Source organism: Collinsella aerofaciens (assembly GCF_028209395.1).
GTDB classification, from domain to species: Bacteria; Actinomycetota; Coriobacteriia; order Coriobacteriales; family Coriobacteriaceae; genus Collinsella; species Collinsella aerofaciens_AZ.
Window position 1 is genome coordinate 1 of sequence record NZ_JAQLDQ010000029.1, and the last position, 23,127, is coordinate 23,127.

The 23,127-nt window shown below is 59.7% G+C and carries 15 protein-coding genes and 1 tRNA gene; 8 read left to right on the plus strand and 8 right to left on the minus strand.

Annotation, left to right across the window (positions count from 1 at the left end; genetic code table 11):
* Positions 1-92: 92 nt before the first annotated feature.
* Both PMW67_RS08815 and PMW67_RS08820 read right to left on the minus strand, forming a co-directional pair.
* Entirely contained in the window at positions 93-2,621 is a 2,529-nt protein-coding gene (locus PMW67_RS08815) for a phosphoketolase family protein (protein ID WP_271739517.1), read from the minus strand.
* Positions 2,622-2,825: 204 nt separating this feature from the next.
* Entirely contained in the window at positions 2,826-3,854 is a 1,029-nt protein-coding gene (locus PMW67_RS08820; RefSeq protein WP_089573627.1) for a LacI family DNA-binding transcriptional regulator, read from the minus strand.
* A 183-nt stretch (positions 3,855-4,037) separates the two neighbouring features.
* Here PMW67_RS08820 and murB point away from each other — a divergent pair, with 183 nt between their 5' ends.
* Positions 4,038-5,000 carry a UDP-N-acetylmuramate dehydrogenase gene (murB, locus tag PMW67_RS08825; RefSeq protein ID WP_271739528.1) on the plus strand — a complete coding sequence of 321 codons (963 nt, stop codon included), beginning with the start codon at positions 4,038-4,040 and terminating at the stop codon, positions 4,998-5,000.
* 228 nt (positions 5,001-5,228) lie between these two features.
* Here the strand turns inward: murB and PMW67_RS08830 are convergent, their stop codons facing one another.
* Positions 5,229-6,434, minus strand: coding sequence for a coiled-coil domain-containing protein (locus PMW67_RS08830; protein WP_271739518.1), 1,206 nt, complete (start codon positions 6,432-6,434; stop codon positions 5,229-5,231).
* 266 nt (positions 6,435-6,700) lie between these two features.
* On the opposite strand from PMW67_RS08830, the gene galE reads away from it, so the two are divergent.
* From galE to glgP, 3 genes are all read left to right on the plus strand, one after another.
* Complete coding sequence (galE, locus tag PMW67_RS08835) at positions 6,701-7,762, plus strand: UDP-glucose 4-epimerase GalE (protein WP_117736891.1); 1,062 nt, start codon at positions 6,701-6,703, stop codon at positions 7,760-7,762.
* Between the two features lie 208 nt (positions 7,763-7,970).
* Positions 7,971-9,488: a 4-alpha-glucanotransferase gene (malQ, locus tag PMW67_RS08840; protein ID WP_233502855.1), complete on the plus strand. Its 1,518-nt coding sequence runs from the start codon at positions 7,971-7,973 to the stop codon at positions 9,486-9,488.
* A 128-nt stretch (positions 9,489-9,616) separates the two neighbouring features.
* Positions 9,617-11,884 carry a glycogen/starch/alpha-glucan family phosphorylase gene (gene glgP, locus PMW67_RS08845; protein ID WP_271739521.1) on the plus strand — a complete coding sequence of 756 codons (2,268 nt, stop codon included), beginning with the start codon at positions 9,617-9,619 and terminating at the stop codon, positions 11,882-11,884.
* A 455-nt stretch (positions 11,885-12,339) separates the two neighbouring features.
* Here the strand turns inward: glgP and PMW67_RS08850 are convergent, their stop codons facing one another.
* The 5 genes from PMW67_RS08850 to PMW67_RS08870 form a co-directional block, all read right to left on the minus strand.
* Positions 12,340-13,539, minus strand: coding sequence for an ABC transporter ATP-binding protein (locus PMW67_RS08850; protein WP_117584246.1), 1,200 nt, complete (start codon positions 13,537-13,539; stop codon positions 12,340-12,342).
* Between the two features lie 68 nt (positions 13,540-13,607).
* The gene (locus PMW67_RS08855; protein WP_117584245.1) at positions 13,608-14,447 is read right to left on the minus strand and encodes a carbohydrate ABC transporter permease; all 840 of its coding nucleotides are present in this window, start codon (positions 14,445-14,447) and stop codon (positions 13,608-13,610) included.
* On the minus strand, positions 14,447-15,301 hold the full coding sequence (locus PMW67_RS08860; protein ID WP_055252174.1) for a carbohydrate ABC transporter permease: 855 nt from the start codon (positions 15,299-15,301) through the stop codon (positions 14,447-14,449). The genes PMW67_RS08855 and PMW67_RS08860 overlap by 1 nt, the downstream gene beginning before the upstream one ends.
* An 87-nt stretch (positions 15,302-15,388) precedes the next feature.
* Positions 15,389-16,705, minus strand: coding sequence for an ABC transporter substrate-binding protein (locus tag PMW67_RS08865; RefSeq protein WP_055252173.1), 1,317 nt, complete (start codon positions 16,703-16,705; stop codon positions 15,389-15,391).
* Between the two features lie 306 nt (positions 16,706-17,011).
* Positions 17,012-17,731 carry a GntR family transcriptional regulator gene (locus tag PMW67_RS08870; RefSeq protein ID WP_055252172.1) on the minus strand — a complete coding sequence of 240 codons (720 nt, stop codon included), beginning with the start codon at positions 17,729-17,731 and terminating at the stop codon, positions 17,012-17,014.
* A gap of 224 nt (positions 17,732-17,955) precedes the next feature.
* On the opposite strand from PMW67_RS08870, the gene PMW67_RS08875 reads away from it, so the two are divergent.
* From PMW67_RS08875 to PMW67_RS08890, 4 genes are all read left to right on the plus strand, one after another.
* Entirely contained in the window at positions 17,956-20,409 is a 2,454-nt protein-coding gene (locus PMW67_RS08875; RefSeq protein WP_271739523.1) for a PTS transporter subunit EIIC, read from the plus strand.
* 128 nt (positions 20,410-20,537) lie between these two features.
* Positions 20,538-21,551 carry a polyprenyl synthetase family protein gene (locus PMW67_RS08880; protein WP_271739525.1) on the plus strand — a complete coding sequence of 338 codons (1,014 nt, stop codon included), beginning with the start codon at positions 20,538-20,540 and terminating at the stop codon, positions 21,549-21,551.
* A gap of 138 nt (positions 21,552-21,689) precedes the next feature.
* Positions 21,690-22,595 (plus strand): peptidoglycan-binding domain-containing protein, encoded by a 906-nt coding sequence (locus PMW67_RS08885; protein WP_271739526.1) that lies wholly within the window; start codon positions 21,690-21,692, stop codon positions 22,593-22,595.
* 37 nt (positions 22,596-22,632) lie between these two features.
* Positions 22,633-22,707, plus strand: a tRNA-Gln gene (locus PMW67_RS08890).
* Positions 22,708-23,127: the final 420 nt, after the last annotated feature.

Consider the following 23,127-nt stretch of genomic DNA (forward strand, 5'->3'; position numbering starts at 1 on the left):
GCCTTGCTCCGGGAAGTTCGCGAAGCCCACTTCCCGGAGCAAGGCCACCCCGCCGGGCAAGGCCCCAGCGCGAGACCGTCCCGGATGCCCACTTACTCGTTGTCGCCCGCGGTCATCTGCGTTGCGGAAAGCGCGCCGTCGGCAGCAGTTGCAGCTGCAGCGTCGGGCCAGACCCAGTCGGTAAAGGCCGGGTGATCGAAGCCCTCGTCACACGCGAACTCAAAGGCCTCGGTGCGGAAGGCCTCCCACTCATCAATCTGCTCGGCAAACTTATCGGCGTCGACCATGCGCAGCACGTCGGCGGCCAAAGCCCAACGATCCATGTTGTTCAGGCGCAGCATGTCGAACGGCGTGGTCGTGGAGCCTTTCTCCTCGTAGCCGTGAACGCGGAAGGCGTCGTGGCCGGGGCGGTTCCAGATCAGGCGGCGAATCGTGCCGGCATAGGCGTGGAATGCAAGGAGCACGGGCTTCTCGCCGCAGGCGAACAGCTCAGCCCAGCGCTCGTCGCTTATAGCCTGGTCGTTCTCGCAGACGTTCTGGATCTTGAGCAGATCCACCACGTTGACGAACCATACCTTAACGCCCAGCTCGCGCAGCATATCGGTTGCGGCCAGAGCCTCGAGCGTCGGCACGTCGCCGCACGTGGCGACCACGACGTCGGCCTCGGCGAGCGAGTCGGCGGTCGATGCCCACTCCCACGTCGCCACGCCCTCGGCGAGCTCGGCGCAGGCCTCGTCAACCGTCTGGAAAGTCGGGGCGGGCTGCTTGCCACAGAAAATGGCGTTGACGCAGTCGGTGGACTGGTAGACGCGCTCGGCCACGGCAAGCGCCATGTTGGCGTCGGCCGGATAGTAAGCATTCACGATATGCGTATCGTTGGCCTTGTTGAGCAGCAGGTCGATAAAGCCGGGGTCCTGGTGAGAGAAACCGTTGTGGTCCTGACGCCAGACATGGCTCGACAGCAAAATGTTGAGGCCGCTGATGGGCGCACGCCACGGAATCTCGCGCTTGGTGGCCTCGAGCCACTTGCAGTGCTGGTTGACCATGGAATCGACCACGTGGACAAAGCTCTCGTAGGAGCTCCACACACCGGAGCGGCCGGTGAGCACGTAGGCCTCGAGGAAGCCCTCGCACTGGTGCTCGGACAGCTGCTCGACAACCTTACCGGAGCCGGCCAGCAGCTCATCGTTGGCGTCGTCCTCGTAGAAGCCGGCATCCCACTGCTTCTTGGTCACCTTGTAGGCAGCCTGCAGGCGGTTGGACGCGGTCTCATCGGGACCAAAGATGCGGAAGTCGTCCATGTTCTTGGCCAATACGTCGGCGGTGTACTCACCAAAGACACGGGCGGCCTCGGTGGAGCCCCAGCCGTGGCCCTTCTCGGCGACGGGAATCTCGTGGGCGTGGATATCGGGCAGCTCGAGCTCGCGGCGCGCCTTGCCGCCGTTCGCGTTGGGGTTAGCGCCAATGCGCAGCTCGCCGGTCGGCATAAAGGCCGTCACCTCGGGGCGCACCTGGCCCTCGGGCGTAAAGAGTTCCTCGGGCTTGTAGGAGCGCAGCCACTCGCGCAGCACGCGGAAGTGCTCGTGGGTGTCCTTGGCGCTCGCCAGCGGCACCTGATGGGCGCGCCAGGAGTCCTCGGTCTTCTTGCCGTCTATCTGCTTGGGGCAAGTCCAGCCCTTGGGCGTGCGGAACACGATCATGGGGTAGGCTGGGCGGACCACGGTCTCGCCCGCGGCAGCCTGGGCCTGTGCGGTAGCCTTGATGTCGCAAATCTCGTCAAAGACCTGCTCAAACAGGGAGGCGAAGCGTTCGTGGATGCTCGCATGGCTCTCGTCGTCAAAGCCGGCGACAAAGAAGTGCGGCTTGTAGCCCATGCCCTCGAAGAACTTGGTGAGCTCCTCGTCGGACACGCGGGCGAGGATGGTGGGGTTGGCGATCTTGTAGCCGTTGAGGTGCAGGATCGGCAGAACGATACCGTCAGTTGCCGGGTTCACGAGCTTGTTGGACTGCCAAGAGGTCGCGAGCGGACCGGTCTCGGACTCGCCGTCGCCTACCACGGCCACGGCCAGCAGGCTCGGATTGTCCATGACGGCACCGTAGGCGTGGCTAAGCGTGTAGCCAAGCTCGCCGCCCTCGTGGATGGAGCCGGGCGTCTCGGGCGCAAAGTGGCTCGGAATGCCGCCGGGGTAGGAGAACTGGCGGAAGAACTTCTGCAGACCGGCCTCGTCATCAGTGATGTCGGGGCGGATCTCGCGGTAGGTGCCATCGAGCAGCGACTGGGCGGTGCCGGCGGGGCCACCGTGACCCGGGCCCATCAAGAAGATGGCATTCTGGTTGTGGTCGGCAATGAGGCGATTGACGTGACCGAACAGGAAGTTGATGCCAGGCGTGGTGCCCCAGTGACCGACCAGGCGGTGCTTAACGTCCGGACGACCAAAGTCGCGCGTCTCGCCGGTCTTCTCGTCGACAAAGTCGGAGCGCATCAGCGGGTTAGAACGAAGGTAGATCTGGCCGACGGACAGATAGTTCGATGCACGCCAATACAGATCGACGCCCTCGAGCTCGGAAGCCGGTACCTCGTGGCCCAGCTTTTGCCACGGCGTTCCCAGAGTTTTAGCCATTGTTTATGTCCCTTCGCTGCGCGGTCACCCTCCGATACGGCAACCATTCGTTGGGACCAGTATATTTGCTAAAACGTTTTATCACGGTGAAAAAACGTTTTATCATCTGTATTGATCGTACGGAACGACAAAACGCAACATTCACCTGCGGCGTTGATTGTCACAGGTGCTCCACATTCGGTCTCTGCAAATTGGTAAACGTGTTTAGTTGTGTTTAGTAAGCTCGAGCACGCTGTCCTTAACGATAAGCTCCGGCTCCAGAACGACCTCTTCGGCACGCCTGCCGCCCCTACCGGCAAGGCGTTTGGACATGCAGCCAAAGGCATGCTCCGCGAGAACGCCCGGATCCTGCTCGATCGCGGTCAGTGCCGGCTCAAAGAGAACGTCGGCCGCCGAGTTGTCATAGCTCACCACCGAGATATCGCCCGGAATGCTCTTGCCCATCTCGTGCAGGCGCTTGAGCAGACCGAGGGCAATATTGTCCGAGCTTGCGAACACGGCAGTGGCGTCGGTTGCGAGCACCGCCTCCGAGGCCTCGTAGGCGCTCGGAATGTAATACTCGCTCTCAAACTCCAAGCGTGCATCGATAGGCAGGCCAACCTCGCGCAGCGCGCGCTCATAGCCGGCAAGTCGTTTGCGGCCCGTATTGGAACGGCGCGCGTTAACCAAGCAGGCGATGCGACGATGACCCTGTTCAATCAGATAGCGCGTTGCCATGTAGCCGCCCATCTCGTGGTCAAACATCACCTTATCGCACTCGAGCCCCTCGATGGCACGGTCGACCATTACGGCCGGGATAGGTAGATGGCTGACTTCTTCGCGCAGGGCGCGGTCGTCGGAGAACTCGTCGCCCACCACCAAAAAGACGCCATCAACGCCGCGCGTCACCAGCTGGCGCAGCAGTTCCAGATCGTCATCGGCGCTTCCGCCCGAGCTGGTGATAAAGAGTGCGTAGCCATCCTCACGGCAACGCTTTTCCAGGCTGCCAGCGAGCGAGGCAAAAAAGCGGCTCTCGATGTTGGGGACGATAAGGCCCAGCGTACGCGACTCACGCATGACCAGGCTGCGCGCGATCTGGTTGGGAACATAATGGTTGCGCGCGGCAACCTCCTTGATGAGTTTGCGGTTTTCTTCCGAGATGCGACAAGGCCGATTGTTGAGAACAAGCGAGACCGACGAGGGGGAAAGCCCCACCTCCTGGGCGATCTGCTTGAGGGTGACTTTGTTGGCCATCTCGCTCCTTCCGGGTTTACGCGCAATCTCTTGAAAGTATAGCGACTGCCCCTCTACCTCGATGATAAACACTTTATCAATCCGGTGGACGGCAGTTTTATCGCCGCCAGCGCACCAAATGCATCTGGGTGGGGTATATTGCAATCGATTGATGACAACGACCACCAAAAGGCGGATATTCGCATGCACGAGAACGACTTTTTTAACGAGGACCTGCTGTGCGCGCTTGCTGGCGTTGCCGGCGAGGACAACGTGTTGATGAGCGAGCCCATGCGCGAGCACACCACGTTTAAGATCGGCGGTCCGGCCGACGTCTTTGTCACGCCCGATACCGAGCAGGGCCTCGTCGCCACGCTCGATACCTGCTATCGCTGCGACCTGCCGCTCACCATCGTGGGCAACGGCTCCGACCTGCTCGTCGGCGACAAGGGCATCCGCGGCGTCGTCGTGGCGCTGGGTGAGGGCCTCTCCGATATTACGGTCGACGGCACGCACGTCACGGCCGCAGCCGGCGCCCTGCTTTCCGATGTCGCCGCGGCAGCAGCCGAGGCCGGCCTCACCGGCATGGAGCCCATCTCGGGCATCCCCGGATCGGTCGGCGGCGCCTGCTACATGAACGCCGGTGCCTATGGTGCTTGCATGGCCGATGTGCTCGAGTCCGTGCGCGTCTACAAGCCTGCCCGCATGCTCGACGACGGCACCCGCGGCAGCGGCAACATCATCGAGTTCGATGTCGACGAGCTCAACCTGGGCTATCGCAAGAGCCGCATTGCCGACTATGGCTTTATCGTGCTTTCGGCCACCTTCAATCTCGCCCCGGGCAACGCTGCGATGATCAAGGCCGACATGGACGACTACCGCCAGCGCCGCGAGGACAAGCAGCCGCTCGACATGCCGAGCGCCGGCTCCACCTTTAAGCGCCCCGAGGGCTACTTTGCCGGCAAGCTCATCATGGACGCCGGCCTGCGCGGCCACGCTATCGGCGGCGCGCAGGTGAGCGAAAAGCACTGCGGCTTCATCGTCAACGCCGACCACGCCACCGCCGCCGATGTCGACGAACTCATCCGCCACATCCAAACAACCGTCAAAGACCAATTCGACGTAGACCTCGAACCCGAAGTCCACCGAGTCGGCGAATTCCTCTAACAAAGAAGGCCCCGAAAGGGGCCTTCACTTTCTTTTATTCAGACAACCAGTCCGGTGTGTAGCGCCCTGGACCCGAGAGGGCCGGGACAGCCCGAATGGCATAAGGTTGATCGCGAGTTCCGCACGAGCCGGAGAGCACTTAATGTGCTCTCCGTGCGAGCAGGACTGTCCGAGCAGGCAACCTTATGCCATTCGGGCTGTCCCGGACCAACCAGCTTCAAGCCGTAGCTACGACAGCACGACGCCGCCAAGCCAGCCCCAACGCACGCCAGAGCCCGTACCATAGAACGAGATAAACGAATCGAGCGACTTCGACGTAATGGGGCCTTCGTTGCTCATAACGATGCCACCACCGACATAGATGCCCACGTGGCCATACAGCAGACCCGGCGTACCGGTGCCGCTGTGCGAGGAATCGGCCACGATCATGCCCACCTGCAGCGCCGAGCGGTCGGAGCTATAGCACCAGGCGTTGAACATGTCGCAGGCGTTGCCGCCAAAGTAGCCAACGCCGGCGTTACGGAAGACATTGGTAACCCACGCCGCGCACCAGTTCTGACCCGGCGAAGGCGTGGAGTAGCACGCGTTGACGACGGCCTGCTGCTTGCCCGAGCCGGCATTCTGCTGCGGAGTTCCGGGCGCATACGATCCACCGCCCGAGCTCGAACCACCCGAGTAGGAATTGTTCTTGTTCGCGGCGGCCGCGGCAGCGGCGGCCTTCCTAGCGGCCTCCTCAGCCTGGGCGGCAGCGAGGATCTCGGAATCGCGCTGAGCCATGAGTTCCTTGACGTCGTCGGAAAGACCGTTCAGCACGGTCTGGACTTCTTGCTGCTTGGCCTGCATATCCTGCATCTGAGCCGTCTGCTGGTCCTTGAGTTTCTCCAGGTCGGCCTTTTGTGATTCGAGCTCGGTCTTCTGTGCGTCGAGCTCAGCCTGAATCGTCTGGATATCCTCGATGGCATCGCGGTCGCTCTTGTTGATCTTCTCAACGTAATGCGCGTTGGCGACGAGTTCCTCAAACGAGCCAGAGGCCAGCAGCAGCGACAGGATGTTCGTACCGCCGGACTTGTAGCTGGCGGCCACGCGATCGGAAAGGTCGTTGCGCTTCTTCTTGAGCTCGGCCTTCTTTTCATCGATCTGGGCCTGCGTGTCGTCAATCTTGCCCTGGACATTCTCGATGTCGTTGAGGGTCTGGGCATTCTTGTTGGCCAGCGCCGCATACTCATTTGCGATGCTGTCGAGCTGGGCCTGAACCTCGTCGAGTTGGGCCTGGGCGGCATTCAATTTATCGGTGGTTTCTTTGGAAGCCTCCGCCGCATGGGCGCGTGTGGGCAGGCCAAAAAGAACTGCCGCAGAAGCGGCGCCGAACAGGGCCTTAAGGGCAGTGCGGCGCGAGAGCTCCTGGGAAAGGATGGAATCGCTGTTTGGTGACATATGTACTCCGTTACATGCTTATTTATATGTCGCTCAACTCATACATATTAGCGTACATATGGCGCGTCCCAACGATTTCCACGAACGGCAGGAAACTACAAGGTCGGCGGCTCGTAAGCAATTGTCAAATTTGAGGTAACAATTGAGCAAGCTCTTATATGAGTACGTTAACATAATCCTCTGCTTTTCCTACAGTGCACCATTTGGGCGTCCCCGCCTGCGCTATACTCCCCTCTAGAAGTGTTCCTGATTCGATAGGAGACTACATGTCCAAAGCACTCGACCCCAAAGACACCTGCGTCCTCGTTACCGGTGGCGCCGGCTTTATCGGCTCGCACACCGTCGTTCAGCTGCTCGAGGGTGGCTACCAGGTCGTCATCGTCGATGATCTCTCCAACTCCAGCGCCGTCGCCGTCGACCGCGTCAAGACCATCGTGGGCGACGAAGCCGCCAAGAACCTCACCTTCTACAAGGCCAACGTGCTCGACCGCGATGCGATGAACAAGATCTTCGATACCCATCAGATCGACCGTGTCATCCACTTTGCCGGCTTTAAGGCCGTCGGCGAGTCGGTGAGCAAGCCCGTCGAGTACTACCACAACAACATCGAGAACACCCTGGTGCTCATCGACGTCATGCGCAACCATGGCTGCAAGTCCATCATCTTCTCGAGCTCCTCGACCGTCTACGGCGACCCGGACAACCCGCCCGTCACCGAGGAAGACCCCAAGAAGCCCGCAACCAACCCCTATGGCTGGACCAAGTGGATGATCGAGCAGATCCTTATGGACGTCCACACCGCCGACCCCGAGTGGGACGTCGTGCTGCTCCGTTACTTCAACCCCATCGGCGCTCATCCGTCGGGCCTGATCGGCGAGGACCCCAAGGGCATCCCCAACAACCTGGTGCCCTATGTCGCCCAGGTCGCCGTGGGCAAGCTCGAGGCCGTTCAGGTCTTTGGCAACGACTACCCCACCCCCGACGGCACCGGCGTGCGTGACTACATCCACGTGTGCGATCTGGCCTCTGGTCACGTTGCCGCCCTTAACTGGATGAACGGCAAGACCGGCGTCGAGATCTTTAACCTGGGCACCGGCACCGGCACCTCGGTACTCGAGGTCGTCGCCGCCTTCTCCAAGGCTTGTGGCAAGGAGCTGCCCTACGTGATCCGCGAGCGCCGCGCCGGCGACATCGCTGCCAACTGGTGCGATGCCTCCAAGGCCGAGCGCATGATGGGCTGGAAGGCCCAGTACGACATCGCGGACATGTGCCGCGATAGCTGGAACTGGCAGAGCCACAACCCCAACGGCTTCGCCGACGCCGAGTAGCAAAAACCTACATACCGTTCTTGCCCCGATCTCACGTTGTGAGGTCGGGGCTTTTTTCATGGCATGTAGCCATTCGCCGAAAATCGACCAACTTTTTTTCTTGCCTGTACATGTTTAAACAACATGTTTTACAATAGGCGTATCGAATCAGAACATCGGAGGCGGACTGCACACCCATCGGCAGGCCGACCCCACAACAAGAAGGTTGGTGAGCGCATTCATGGAGCGTGCAAGCGGCGTCCTCATGCCCGTCTCATCTCTGCCCGGACCATACGGAATCGGCGGCTTTGGCTGGAATGCCTACGACTTCGTCGATTTTCTCGCCTCGTGCAAACAACATTACTGGCAGATTCTGCCCCTTACGACGACCAGCTATGGCGATTCGCCTTATCAGTCGTTCTCGGCCCGCGCAGGCAACCCCAACTTTATCGACTTTGCCGAGCTTATCGAGGCAGGGTATCTGGAGCAGCGCGATATCGATGGCGTGTATCTGGGATCCGACCCCAGCAATGTCGACTACGGTGCTATCTTTGGCGGCCGCCGTCAGATTCTCGACCGCGCCGCCGAGCGCTTTGCTGCCGACAAGCCGGCCGATTTCGATGACTTTATCCAGGCCAACGAGGACTGGCTCATCCCCTACTGTGAGTTCATGACCGTCAAAGAGGAGTGCGGTCTCAAGGCGTTTTGGGAGTGGCCCGCGGAGCTCCGCACCCGCGGCGAGGCTTCCGCCAAGGTCTGCGCCGACCATCCGGCGCGTATGCTCTACCACCAGATGACGCAGTACTTCTTCGATCGCCAGTGGAGCCGCCTCAAGGCCTATGCCAACGAGCGCGACATTCTCATCATCGGCGACCTGCCCATCTATGTCTCGCGTGACTCCGTCGAGATGTGGGCGACACCTGAGCTCTTTAAGATCGACGCCGCCGGCAATCCCGTGAGCGTCGCCGGCACGCCGCCCGACCAGTTCTCGGCTACCGGCCAGTACTGGGGCAACCCCATCTACGACTGGGACGCCATGGAGGCCGACGGCTTCTCCTGGTGGGAGGGCCGCATTCGCGCCGCCCTCGACATGTACGACGTCATCCGCCTGGATCACTTCCGCGGCTTCGAGGCCTATTGGGAGGTGCCGTTCTCCTCGCCTGATTCGTCCTACGGTTCGTGGACGCAGGGTCCCGGCCTCAAGCTCTTCAAGACACTCGAGGAAAAGCTCGGCACGCTGCCCATCATCGCCGAGGACCTGGGCTTCCTCACCCCCGGCGTCATCGATATGCGCGACAACTCGGGCTTCCCCGGCATGAAGATCCTGCAGTTTGCCTTTGAGGGCACTAACTCGTACTACCTGCCGCACAACTACATTGCCAACACCGTCGCCTACGTGGGCACTCACGACAACGAGACGGCACGCGGCTGGTTTGAAGGAACGGCTACCCCGCGTCAGCGCGAGCAGACAGCTCTGTACACCCATCAGCAGGCCGGCGAACCCATCGCCGACGCGCTCAACCGAACCATCGCAGCCAGCGTGAGCGACACGTGCATCTACACCATGCAGGACCTGCTCAACTTGGGCAACGAGGCGCGCATCAACACCCCTGCCACGCTGGGCGGCAACTGGACCTGGCGCATGCTCGACGGCGCCATCACCCGCGAGCTCGAGCACAAACTCACCGACTGGACCGAGACCTACTTCCGCATCCCGTCGGAAGCCGAAATCGAGCTTCCTCAATAGGAGCTACCGCGCCCGACCCCTCCCCACCGTGCGGACGCGCTTGCTTACCCGCGCGAGGCCACCCCAATCCCCTCGCGCGGGATTCTTATGAATTGCAGACATGTAATCAACCCATTACAGGAGGAAACATGCCCCAAATTAACCTCATGGAACTCGCCGAGCAGTCTTTTGGCACCTCGCTCGAGCAACTCGACGACCGTCGCATTTACAAGCTGCTGGTCAAACTCGTGCAGGAGCGCTCCGCCGCCTGCCCGCTCAACAACGGCAAGAAAAAGCTCTATTACATTTCCGCCGAATTTTTGATCGGCAAGCTGCTCATCAACAACATGATCGACCTCGGCATCTACGACGAGGTTAAGGACCAGCTCACCGCCGCAGGCCACGACCTCAACAAGATCGAGGAGTTCGAGGTCGAGCCGTCGCTCGGCAACGGCGGCCTGGGCCGCCTGGCCGCATGCTTCCTGGATTCCATCGCCACGCTGGGCTTGACCGGCGATGGCGTGGGCCTCAACTATCACTACGGCCTGTTCCGTCAGCGCTTTGTCGACAACCAGCAGAAGGCCGTCCCCGACGAGTGGCTCGGTGAGCAGGACATCCTAGTCGACGACGACCGCTCCTACACCGTCGAGTTCGGCGATTTTGCCGTTACCTCCAAGCTCGTCAACATCGACGTGCCCGGTTACGGCCAGCCCACCAAGAACCGTCTGCGCCTGTTCGACCTGGCGAGCGTCGACGACGGCCTGGTCCCCGGCAGCTCCATCGACTTCGACAAGACCGAGATCGCCAAGAACCTCACCTTGTTCCTCTACCCCGACGATTCCGACGAGCAGGGCCGCCTGCTTCGCATCTACCAGGAATACTTCATGGTGAGCAACGCCGCCCAACTCCTGATCGACGAGGCCATCGAGCGCGGCAGCAACCTGCACGATCTGGCCGACTACGCCGTGGTCCAAATTAACGACACGCACCCCACCATGGTCATCCCCGAGCTCATTCGCTTGCTCACCACCGAGCATGGCATCGAGTTTGACGAGGCCGTGACCATCGTACGCTCCATGGTCGCCTACACTAACCACACGATTCTTGCCGAGGCGCTCGAGAAGTGGCCGCTCGTCAGCCTGCAGAAGGTCTCCCCTGCCATCGCCGACATTATCGTCAAGCTCGATGAGATCGCGAAGGCCGAGCACGATGACCCGCGCGTCGCCGTCATCGACGAATACGACACCGTCCACATGGCCCACATGGACATCCACTTTGGCTTCTCCATCAATGGCGTAGCCGCCCTCCACACCAAGATCCTGGAGGACACCGAGCTTCATCCGTTCTACGAGATCTATCCCGAGAAGTTCTCCAACAAGACCAACGGCATCACCTTCCGCCGCTGGATCCATGGGGCCAACCCCGCGCTCGCCAGCCTGCTCGACGATGTAATCGGCACCGACTGGCGCAGCACCGGCGATCTGAGCAAACTCGCCAAGTTCGCCGACGACAAGGACGTTCTTGAGCGCCTGGCCGCCACCAAGGTCGAGGCCAAGGCCATCATGCGCCAGTTCATGGCGCTCGAGCAGGGCGTGACCATTCCCTCCAACGCCATCATCGACGTCCAGGTCAAGCGTATCCACGAGTACAAGCGTCAGCAGATGCTCGCGCTCTACATCATCTGGAAGTACTTCGATATCAAGAACGGCAACAGGCCTAAGCACCCCGTCACCATCATCTTTGGCGGCAAGGCGGCGCCTGCCTACACTATCGCGCAGGACATCATCCATCTGATCCTGACGCTGTCGCAGTGGATTGCAAACGACCCCGACGTGGCTCCCTACCTGCAGGTTGTCATGATCGAGAACTACAACGTCACCGCCGCCGAGCGCGTGATCCCCGCCGCTGACATCTCCGAGCAGATCAGCCTGGCCTCCAAGGAGGCGAGCGGCACCTCCAACATGAAGTTCATGCTCAACGGCGCCCTAACCCTGTGCACGCTCGACGGTGCCAACGTGGAGATTGCCGAGCTCGTGGGCGACGAGAACATCTATACCTTTGGTGCCTCGTCCAAACAGGTCGAGCAGCTCTACGCCGACGGCACCTACAACGCCGGTACGCTCTACCGCAAGCCCGGAATTAAACTGCTGGTGGACTTCATCACCAACCCGGCCTTTATGGCAACCGGCAACGCCGAGCGCCTGCAGCGCCTGCACGACGACATTAAGGGCAAGGACTGGTTTATGGCCCTGCTCGACATTGAGGAGTACATCCAGACCAAGGAGCGCGTGCTGGCCGACTACGAGGACCAGGACGCCTGGATGCGCAAGGCGCTCATCAATATCGCCAACGCCGGCACCTTCTCGTCCGACCGTACGATCTCCCAGTACAACGACGAGATCTGGCACCTGAGCTAATTCGGTTTCATCGCCCATCCTCTTGAAAACGGAGCCACGGCAACGCGGCTCCGTTTTTTGTGCCCGCACGTTACCCTGTGATCCGACTCGGCCAAACAATCTCGATCCATAACAACTACTCAACCAAAACGGTCCCAGCTGTTACAGATTGAGACATACCGGCTCCTCCCCTTGGGTTTATCTCAATCTGTAACATCTAGCAGGTGAAATTCGCCTTTGGTGTTACAGATTTAGATGAAATGGTTAGCTCAGCGGAACCGTCTCGATCTGTAACATCTAACGTCCGAAATCGGCCCTATCCGTTACAGATCGAGACAAACGACCGGTCAGACAGTCCCAACACAAAGAAAGGCTCCCCTCTCGCCCAGTGGACGGGAGGGGAGCCTTATATGTGACCGCGGCAAAAGGATGGCAAAGCCGCAGTCGCCCAAAGGGAGGGCCTGGTTGCACCGGGCCTAGATAAGGTTCTTGCCAGATACCTTATCGAAGAGGTGGGTCGCGTTCTTCTCGAACTTGAACCAGATGGGGTCGCCCGCCTTGAGCGCACCCTTGGCCTCAAGGTCGACAACGGGAATGATCAGGACGAACTGGCCATCGGGAGCGGTCACGTGGACATGCTCGGTCGAACCCATGAGCTCGGTCACCTCGACGGTACCCTGGAGCGCACCCTCCTCGCCCTTGTCGGCAAGCAGAATCTGCTCGGGACGCACGCCGGCCGTAATCTCCTTCACGTCGCCGCCGTCCCAGTTGAGGGCAAGCTGAGCGCAGGTCTCGGGGGCGAGCGCCACGTTCATATCCTCGGTCTTGACGGTAAAGCCGTTGCCCGAGCGCACCAGCTGGGCATCGAAGAAGTTCATCTGCGGCACGCCGATGAAGCCGGCGACGAAGATGTTCGCGGGATGGTTGAAGACCTCCTGCGGCGTGGCGATCTGCTGGACGACGCCGTCCTTCATGACCACGATGCGGTCGCCGAGGGTCATAGCCTCGGTCTGGTCGTGGGTAACGTAGATGAAGGTGCCCTTGATCTCGTGACGCAGCTTAATGAGCTCGGCGCGCATCTGGTTACGAAGCTTGGCATCCAGGTTGGACAGCGGCTCGTCCATCAGGAAGACCTTGGGGTCACGCACGATGGCGCGGCCGATGGCGACGCGCTGGCGCTGGCCGCCAGAGAGCGCCTTGGGCTTACGGTCGAGGTACTCGGTAATACCCAGGATCTCGGCAGCGGAGCGAACCTTGCGGTCGATCTCGTCCTTGGGGACCTTCTTGAGCTCAAGCGTAAACGCCATGTTCTCGTACACCGTCATATTGGGGTACAGAGCATAACTCTGGAACACCATGGCGATGTCGCGGTCCTTGGGCGCCACGTCGTTGACGCGCTTGCCATCGATGAACACATCGCCGGAGGTGATGTCCTCCAGGCCGGCGACCATGCGCATCGTCGTGGACTTACCGCAGCCAGAAGGGCCAACGAGGACGATGAACTCCTGGTCGTGAACGGTGAGGTTGAAGTCCTCTACAGCGAGCACACCGTCCTCGGTAACCTTGAGGTTGTGCTTCTTCTCCTCGGTCTTCTTCTTTTTGCCAAAGAAGCCCTTCTTTTTTGACTCGTTGTTGGGATACACCTTCTGAACATGTTTGAGAACGATCTCGGCCATGTCTTTACCTTTCGATACGCGGCGCCGCGCTGAGAGGCGCCGCCAAAACTTGCAAAACAGTTACGGCATCAGCCCTTGACGGCACCTGCCACCACACCGTCGATGATGTACTTCTGGCAGAAGATGTACATGATGACGATGGGGATGACGACCATCATGATGCACGCCATCATGGGGCCGAGCTCGACGTGGCCATAGCCGCCACGGAAGTACTGGATCAAGATAGGAATGGTCTTGTACTTGGTGGAGTCGAGCGTAAGGTAGGGCAGCAGATAGTCGTTCCAGACCCACATGGTCTCAAGGATGCCGACCGAAAGATAGGTGGGCTTCATAATGGGAAGGACGATCTTAAAGAACACTTGGACCGGGTTGCAGCCGTCGATCATGGCCGCTTCCTCAATCTCGAGCGGGATGTTCTTGACGAAGCCGGCGAACATAAAGACCGCGAGGCCCGCGCCAAAACCAAGGTAGATGAAGCAGATGTTAAACGGCGTGTTAAAGCCGATGCGGTCCGCGAGGTTGGACAGCGTGAACATGAGCATCTGGAACGGTACGACCATCGAGAAGACGAACAGGTAATAGAAGAAGTTCGAGATCTTGCTGTTGACGCGCACCACGTACCAAGCGCACATGGAGCAGCACACCAGAATCAGCACGACCGACGTGACCGTGATGATAAGCGAGTACATAAACGCCGAGGCAAAGCCCTGCTCGTTCAGAGCGTGCACGTAGTTTGCGAGGCCGTTGAACGTCTCGGGCGTGAGCAGATCGAACGCCGTGGTGGTGCTGATTGCGGTCGCTTTCTTAAAGGAATTGAGCGCAATCATGAACACGGGGTAGATCCATGCGAGCGACAGGATCGTAAAGAAGATCGAGAGCGCGCGGTTGATAGCCTTATCGCGTTTCATTACTGCTGCACCTCCTTGGACCTCGTGGCCTTAAGCTGGATCATAGAAATAGCGACAACCAGGATGCAGAAGATAACTGCCTTGGCCTGACCGATGCCCTGCCATGCGATGCCAGCACGCGAATAGAACGTGTTGTAGATGTTCAGGGCGAGCATCTCGGTGGAGTGCGCCGGGGCGCCACCGGTAAGGGCGAGGTTCTGGTCGAACAGCTTAAAGCCGTTGGTGATGGACAGGAACAGGCAGATGGTGATGGTCGGCATCAGGTTGGGGATCTTAACCTTCCAAAACGTCTGCCATGCCGTAGCGCCATCGACCTTGGCGGCCTCGATGTAGTCAGACGGAATGGACTGCAGACCGGCGATGTAGATGATCATCATGTAGCCGACCTGTTGCCACAGGGTCAGGATGATAAGGCCCCAGAAGCCAGCGGCGGAGTTGAGGGCGATAAGCTGGGCACCCACGTTGGAGAGCAGGCAGTTGATCAGAATCTGCCAAATGTAACCCAGTACAATGCCGCCAATCAGGTTAGGCATAAAGAAAATCGTACGGAAGATGTTGGTGCCCTTGAGCGCCTTGCGAGTGAGCGCCTGCGCAATGGCCAGCGCGATCACGTTGATGAGCACCGTCGACAGGAAGGCAAACGCCACGGTAAAGAAGAACGACGTGGAGAACTGCGGATCGGACAGCGCGCGCACGTAGTTCTCGATACCGACAAAGTGCGCGTTATTGATGGTAATAAACTGGCAGAACGAGAGATAGAAACCCTGGATAAAGGGAATCACGAACCCGATCATAAACGCCAGGCACGTGGGCAGCATAAAGAGCGGCCACCAGCGCTTGAGTGCTTTGCCCATAGAAGGGTCCTTTCAATATGCAGGGGGCGGGCAAACCTACGTCTGCCCGCCCCCTGTCGCTAATCAGATAGCTTGGGCAGCAACTGCTTACTCGGAAGCAGCCTTCTCGGTCTTCCAGCCATCGACGAAGGCGTTCTTGACGCCGTCCCACTTGGTGTTGTCGGCAGCATAAGCGATGAGAGCCTGCTTGAGGTTCTTCTTCCACTCCTCGGAGGGGATGTAAACGAAGTCCCAAGCGACGGTCTTCTTGCCGTCCTTGGCCATAGCAACGGCCTGCTGAGAGAAGACGTTGGTGGTCTCCTTAGCGCTCTTGAACGGGGCGGTCAGACCCATCTTGTCAGCGATGATGCTGGTGGCGGTGTCAGAAGTGACGCACCAATACATGAAGTCCTCGGTGGCCTTCTGGGCATCCTCGGAAGCCTGGGAGCTGACGCACCAGTAGTTCTCGCCGCCGGAGCACAGGCCCTGGTTCTCCTCGCCGTCGACGCCGATGTAGATCGGCAGCATGCCGAGCTGGTCGTCGGTCATACCGGCCTTGGTGAGGTCGGCGTAGGCCCAAGAGCCGTTCTGATAGAAGACGGCCTTGCCGGTTGCGAACTCGTTGGTGGCGTCGTCACCGGTCTTGGAGGCGAGCTGCGAAGGATCGCAGGTGGAGTCGGTGATGTACAGGTCGAAGATCTGCTTAAAGTTGTCGAGATACTCGCCCTTGATCTCGTCGTCCTCCTGATTGTGCTCCTTCTCGAACTCGTAGTAGAGCGGGAGGTTGGCGAGGTGCGTGGTGTAGCGCCAGCTGGAGGAGTCATCCATACCGGCGGAAGTGAAGGCACCGTCAACGCCGAGCTCGTCCTTGCGGGCCTGGATGTCATCGGCGCAAGCCTTCAGCTTGTCGAAGGAGTTGATGTCCTCGGCCTTGTAGCCGGCCTTCTCGAGGAGCTCCTTGTTGTAAATGATGCCGTAGCTCTCCTGAACCCAGTCGATACCCAGATCCTTGCCGTCGGACTGCAGCGCCAGGGAGTCGTCGATGAGCTCGCCGCGGAGCTTGGTGTCGGAAAGATCGGCGCAGTAGTCCTTCCAGTTCTTAAGGCCGGTGGGGCCGTTGACCTGGAACAGCGTCGGAGCGGAGCTCTTGGACATCTCGGACTTGAGCTTCTCCTCGTAGGTGTTGGAGGCGGCGGTCACGATCTTGACCTCGACGCCCTTCTCCTTCTTGTACGCCTTGGCGATCTCCTTCCACTCCTTGTCGACCTCGGGCTTGAACTGGAGGAAGTAGACCTCGGCAGCGTCACCAGAAGCAGAGGAGCCAGAGCCGGCAGAACCACCGCAGCCCACGAGGCCCAGACCAAGAACCGCAGCCGCGGAACCAGCAAAGCCCAGGAACTGCCTTCTGCTCATTTCGTTCTTCATTACAATCCACCCTTTCACACCGTGGCGGCACCCTTTGCCGCCGCCTTCGGAGATTGGCTCGGGGACTTTGCCCCTTTTGCTGACTTGTACAATACGCTATTTGGCTAGTTGTTTGAACAAGTATTACTAGAGCGGTAGAAAAACTTCGGTGAACGGTAATTTCGACTTGATACTTGACAAGTTTTGTATAAACAATTATTTGTTATCGAATGCAGAGAAAACGCCCGATCAAGCCGATGCATCGTCGGTTTGACCGGGCGTTTTCGCTTTGAGGGCATGAGTCTCGTCAGGCTGCGAGCTAGCCGGCTATCGCTTGGAATTGACGCGGTAATGGAAGATCTCGGGGTGTGTGCGGGCATGCGTGACCTCGAACAAGATGCCGTCCGAGGTGTACGACTGGCTCTCCATAACGGCGACGCAGTTGTACTTGCCGAGGTCCAGATAGCTGCAGTCTTCATCGTTGGCGAGCTCGACACTCACCGTACGACGGCTCGCCATCACTTTGACGCCGCGCTTGTGCTCCAGATAGCCGTAGATAGAATCCGCCGCGATCTCGGGGGTCAGGCCCTTGGCGATCGACGCCAAAAAGTAGCCATGGTCCACTTGGCGCGCGCTGCCGTTGAGGCTTCGGACACGCACGACGCGAATCAGCTCCTCGCCCACCTTAAAGCCCAGGCGACGAGAGAGTTGCTCAGTGCAAATCAAATGTTCAAAAGACTTGACCTCGGTCGATGCGACGGCATTGTTGCGTTTTGCGAACTCGCCAAACGACTCAACCTCTTCGAGTGCGCCCAGCATATCGGTTTCGCCCTTAAGCCAAATAACGCGCACGCCCTTGCCGTGTATAGGCTGCACAAACATCTGGTCGGCCAGCATGCTCAAGGCGCGTCGAACGGTATTGCGCGTGCAGCCAAACTCCGCGGTCAGCTCGGCTTCGGTTGGCAGCATCTCCTGAAACGCATAGGTCCCGTTGATGATGCGCGAACGGATCTCGCGGTAGATTCCTTCGTAAATCGCTTTTGGCATGATTTCACCTCTAATGAATATGTATGGCTAGGCACGATAGCATTTCTTAAAGTTGTTTAAACCGATTATCGGTAAAGCACGGATTATTTACCGTCGACGGTTCCCCCGAAACCCAAATCGGACCGAATCAAAACCGTCAATGCGGCAAGCAGCCAGTCCTCTACAATGAGTTCATTGTTTAAACGTTCTTGCTCGCACAGCATGTTGCATCCGAAAGGCATATTATGCTGCAGAAAATCCAACGTTTTGGCGGAGCCATGTTCGCGCCCGCCATGCTGTTTTCTATATCAGGCCTCATGGTCGGCATCTCCGCCCTCGCAACGACCGTGGATATCGTCGGCGACCTCGCCGTATACGGAACCCCCTGGTACGTTTTCTGGACTATCATTCAGCGCGGCTCGTGGACGGTCTTTAAGCGCCTTCCACTCCTTTTTGCCGTAGCGCTGCCCATCGGCCTTGCCCAAAAGCAACCGGCACGCTGCTGCCTCGAGGCGCTCGTAGCCTATTTTGCCTACTGTTTCTTTTTGAGCGAGATCATTAAGCTGAGCGGCGACAACCTTGGACTTAAGTACCCGTCGTCTTTAACCCCCGCCAGCGGCATCACCGTCATCGACGGCATCAAGACGCTCGACACCGGCATTATCGGCCCGCTGGCGGTGTCGGCAACCGTCGTTGCCATCCATGACCGCTTCTACGATGCCAAGGTTCCCGATTGGCTCGGCACGTTCTCGGGTTCCTCGCTCGTCTACCTCATCAGCTTTTTTGCCGTGTTTGCCCTTGCCGCCATCTCGGCCGCCATCGTGCCCTTCGCATACGCTGTGACCGAAACGCTGCGCCACGCACTTGCGGGCGTCGGCCCCTTCGGCGTGGGCATCTTTGTGTTTTTGGAGCGAGCGCTCGAGCCCATGGGGCTGCACCATCTGCTCTATATGCCCATCTATTACGACAATCTGGTCATTCACGACGGTATTTACGCCACGTGGACCAACCTGCTCCCCATTCTCTCCCATAGCACGCGCCCCTTAAATGAACTTGCGCCCTGGGCAGGTTTTACCGCCACCGGCTGGGGCAAGCTCTTTGGCCTTCCCGCCATCGCGGCAGCATTCTATTTCACCGCCAAACCCGAACGCCGCGCCGGCCTTAAGGTCATCCTTTTGCCCGCCATCGTCGCCTCGGTGGTCTGCGGCGTCACCGAGCCGCTCGAGTTTCTCTTTATGTTCACCTATCCAGGACTCTTTTTGCTCTACGCCGTCCTGTCCTCCTGCCTTGCCATGACCATGAACTTCTTTGGCATCGTCGGCATCTTCTCGGGCGGTCTCATGGAAATGACGGCCTTCAACTTCATCCCACTCATGCGAATGCATGCCGGCTCCTACCTTTTGGCGCTCGGTATCGGCCTTGCCTTTAGCGTCATCTTCTTTCTGAGCTTTCGAGGCCTTATCCTGGCCTTAGACCTAAAAACCCCGGGACGCGAGGAGCATATTGCCGGCAACACGGCGCTCTCGCGCTTGACGGGAGGCGACGTTGACGAAAGGCATTCATCCAAAACCGGGGCTTCCGACGCCCAGGCATCGCAAGACCACCTGCTCGCCGAGCAGGTTGTGGCGCTTCTGGGCGGCGTATCCAACATTGTGGGCGCAACCAACTGCGCCACGCGCCTGCGCGTCGAGGTCGAAGACCCCTCCATCGTTGCAGATAACGCGTCGTTTGTCGCGGTGGGCGCCAAGGGCCTCATCATTACGGGCAAGACCGCCCAGGTGATCATCGGCGTCTCCGTTCCCCGCGTTAAAGAGCATTTTGACCAGATCATGGGCCTCGAGCCGGGATTTGTGCCCACCACCTCGGCCTCCCCTGCCGCCAGTCCAACCCGCAAGCATGGCGATATCTGCTTCTTCGACATTGACGGCACGCTCGCGTGGCAAGACCCCAGGCTCGCCCAAGACCTTCCCGAAGACGAGCGGGACCTCTCCCCCTATCCCAACGAGGCGGTTTCGCAGGCAATCCGCGCGTTTGTCGCCAACGGCAACATGGCCTTTATCTGCACGGGACGCACCCTGAGCTGCATTCATCCCAAGCTACTCGAGCTGCCGTGGGCAGGAATTGTCTGCTTGGCGGGAGGCTACGTCGAACTCGACGAACGCATTGTGCGAAATGCGGCCATGAGCCCTGGCTTGCTGCAACGCCTCGCCCCGTATCTTGAGCAATCGGACGAGGTGATTCGCTTTGAAGGTCTCGATCGCGTCGTGCGCATGAGCGCGGACGCCCCCGAGACGTACGGATACGCCCGTACCGTAGGCGATGCCGTCACAAAGCTCAAGCATTACAGCGCCTACAAGATCCTCATGTCCACGAAGCTTGCCAACCGCATCGCCCAAGATGAAGAGCTCGGACCTCTGCTCTGCTTCAACGAGCTCGAGCTCGAGGTCACAGAAATCTCGCCTCGCGAGTGCACCAAACGGGCCGGAATCAAGGCCGTGCTTGACGCCCTGGGGCCAGACCACGGCACCGTGTACGGCATTGGCGACGCGAGTAACGACATCGCCCTCATGGAGGCGGTCGATGTTGGCATCGCTATGGGCAACGCGCCGGATTTCCTTAAGGAAAAGGCCGACTACGTAACCGACAGCTTCGACCATGACGGCGTCGTCACCGCGCTCGAACACTTTGGGCTTATCTAGCCGAGCCCCTTGCCGCGTTTGCGGCCGCATGACTCATTCGTCTTCAACCGCCGCGCTCGACGCCCTAATGTGGCAATATGTTGTCTGCATAATGCAACGATGCAACCCAAGAAAGAATGCGAGAGCCTGTGTCCAGTCCGTTTACCAGCTTTTTAGCCCAGCACTTTGACCAGATCAACGACTATCTGGCCACGTTCTTTGACGGACAGGCGACCTCTGCCGATATCGAGCGCTACCTGTACGCGCCGCTCTCGGCTTTTACGGCCAACGCCGGCAAGCGCCACCGCCCGCTTATCTGCATGCTCGCCGCCACCGCAGTAGGCGGTAGCTTTGAGAGCGCCCGCAGCGCCGCGGCAGCCATCGAACATTTCCAGTCGGGCGCGCTGATTCACGACGACATCGCCGACAACGGACAGCTGCGCCGCGGCAAGCCCTGCATGCACCTCACCGAGGGCACGGGGCTTGCCATCAACTGCGGTGACCTGGCACTTACCATGGTCACCAAGACGGTTCTCGACGATCCAACGCTCGAGGCAGGCGTAAAGCTGCGCGTACTTCACGAGCTCACCGAGATGATCGTCCGCACCATCGAGGGTCAGGCGCTCGACTTGGGCTGGGTCCGTGACGCACGCTTCGACATCTCGGTCGACGATTATCTGGACATGGCGACGCACAAGACCGCGTACTACAGCGGAGCCACGCCGCTTGCCACCGGAGCCATCATTGGCGGAGGCAGCGAGGAGCAAATTGAGGCGCTGCGCGCCTTTGGCCTGTACACGGGCCTTGCCTTCCAAATTCAAGACGACCTGCTCAACTTGATCGGCACCAAGGAGGCCGCCAACAAGGACTTCCGCACCGACATCACCGAGGGTAAGCGCACGCTCGTTGCCGTGCACGCCCTGTCTGATGAGCGCTATCACGACGAGATTGAAGCAATCCTCTCCTCGGGCACCGAGGACCCCGCACAGCTCGCGCGCGCCGTGGAAATCTTCCAGGAGACCGGCTCTATCGATTACGCCCACGCCTACGCGCTGGACCTGACCGCCAAAGCCAAGGCCGCCATCGAGGACGTTTCGCTCGACCCGCATGCACGCGAACTGTTCCTCTCCATGGCAGATTTCTTTGTGGAGCGCCTTAACTAGCGGGGGTTATAAAACCTGTCAGCAGCGTATTTGGGTACAACTTGCTACACTGTTGAGTGCATGTTTATGCATCCCTTTGCGTTGTCTATCCGACACACGCTCAAATAGTACGAATGGTACGCCGAAAGGGGTTCGTTCATGGAACCTATTACAACGGGCATGCAGGGAGCAGCCGTCGAGGACGTCCAGTCCCGCCTTCTGCAGCTCGGCTATACAATCGATGACACCGAGGTTGCCGACAAGCGCTTTGGCACCACCACCGAACAGGCTGTTGGCACCTTTAGGCTCGATAGCGGCCTTGCCGCTGGCTGTGCCGTCGATATCCCCTGCTGGAGCGCCCTGGTCGACGCCTCGTATAAACTGGGCGACCGCACGCTCTATCTGCGCATGCCCAATTTCCATGGCGCCGACGTGCAGGCCATGCAGAAAGCGCTCAACGTTTTGGGCTTTGCCTGCGGCGAGGACGACGGCTACTTTGGCCCGCACACCGAGGCGGCCCTTCAGCAGTTCCAGGAAAACGTCGGTCTGTTTGCCGATGGCATGGCGTTCCAGGATACCTACGCCTATATCAACCGCCTGCACCACGTGTGGGAGGGTAAACCTTCGGTGACCGAGGCCGAGTCGCGCATCGGTTTTGCCCGCGCCGCCAACGTGCTCGAGCGCTTCCAGATTGCCGTCATCGGTGAGGACCCCATCGCACGCAGTGTTGCATCGCGCATGTGGAACATCGCCACGGCGACGACCGACAGCAGCGGCATGATGCTTTGCGACTCCGAGGTTCCGACCGACGTTGACCTGGTGCTCGAGATCGCAAGCGACGAGCTGCCCGCCGACGCCGCTCCGCGCGCCACGATTGCCCTCGCCGAGTGCCACAACCTGGCCCAGCGCATCCGCACCGCCAATGTCGCCGCACAGCAAAAGCCGGCACGCATCCGCATTGAGCTCACCGGCATGACGCGCTACAACGGCACCTTCACTGCCAGCGACGCCCAGACGCTCGCGGTACGCCTGCTCGATGGCGTTTGCGATGCCCTCGCAGATTAGGTAAACTAAACGAGTTGCTTTTGTGCAACACCCATACTGGGACGTAGTTCAACGGTAGAACTCCGGTTTTTGGTGCCGGCTGTTGGGGGTTCGAATCCCTCCGTCCCAGCCAAGGTAACTGAGCGCCCTGGGCCTTCATCAGCCCGGGGCGCTTTCTTGTGGGCATGCGGAGGGATTCGAACCCGCAAGGGTGCGGAGCTGAGGAAACGCGAAGCGTTTTCCAGCGCAGCACGCAAGGAGCGAAGCGACGCAGCGGAGCGCGGCCGCCGAAAAGGCGGACGCGGAATCCCTCCGTCCCATATCAGCCGAGAGTGCCTTGCGTCAAAAAATATCAGCCCAGTTCCGAAAAGCGAGCCGCCATCTACAAAATGGCGCGTGGCCCCGGCGGGCCGGGCATTAAGTTTGTCGCGAGTTCCGCACGCAAAGAAGGCCACTAACCTCGATGTTTTGGACGTGACAGACACTATGACCCAATCCAGGGGCACGGAAACGACAGGAGCCCCCGCTCGTGACCGCGGGTCGGGGCTGCGAC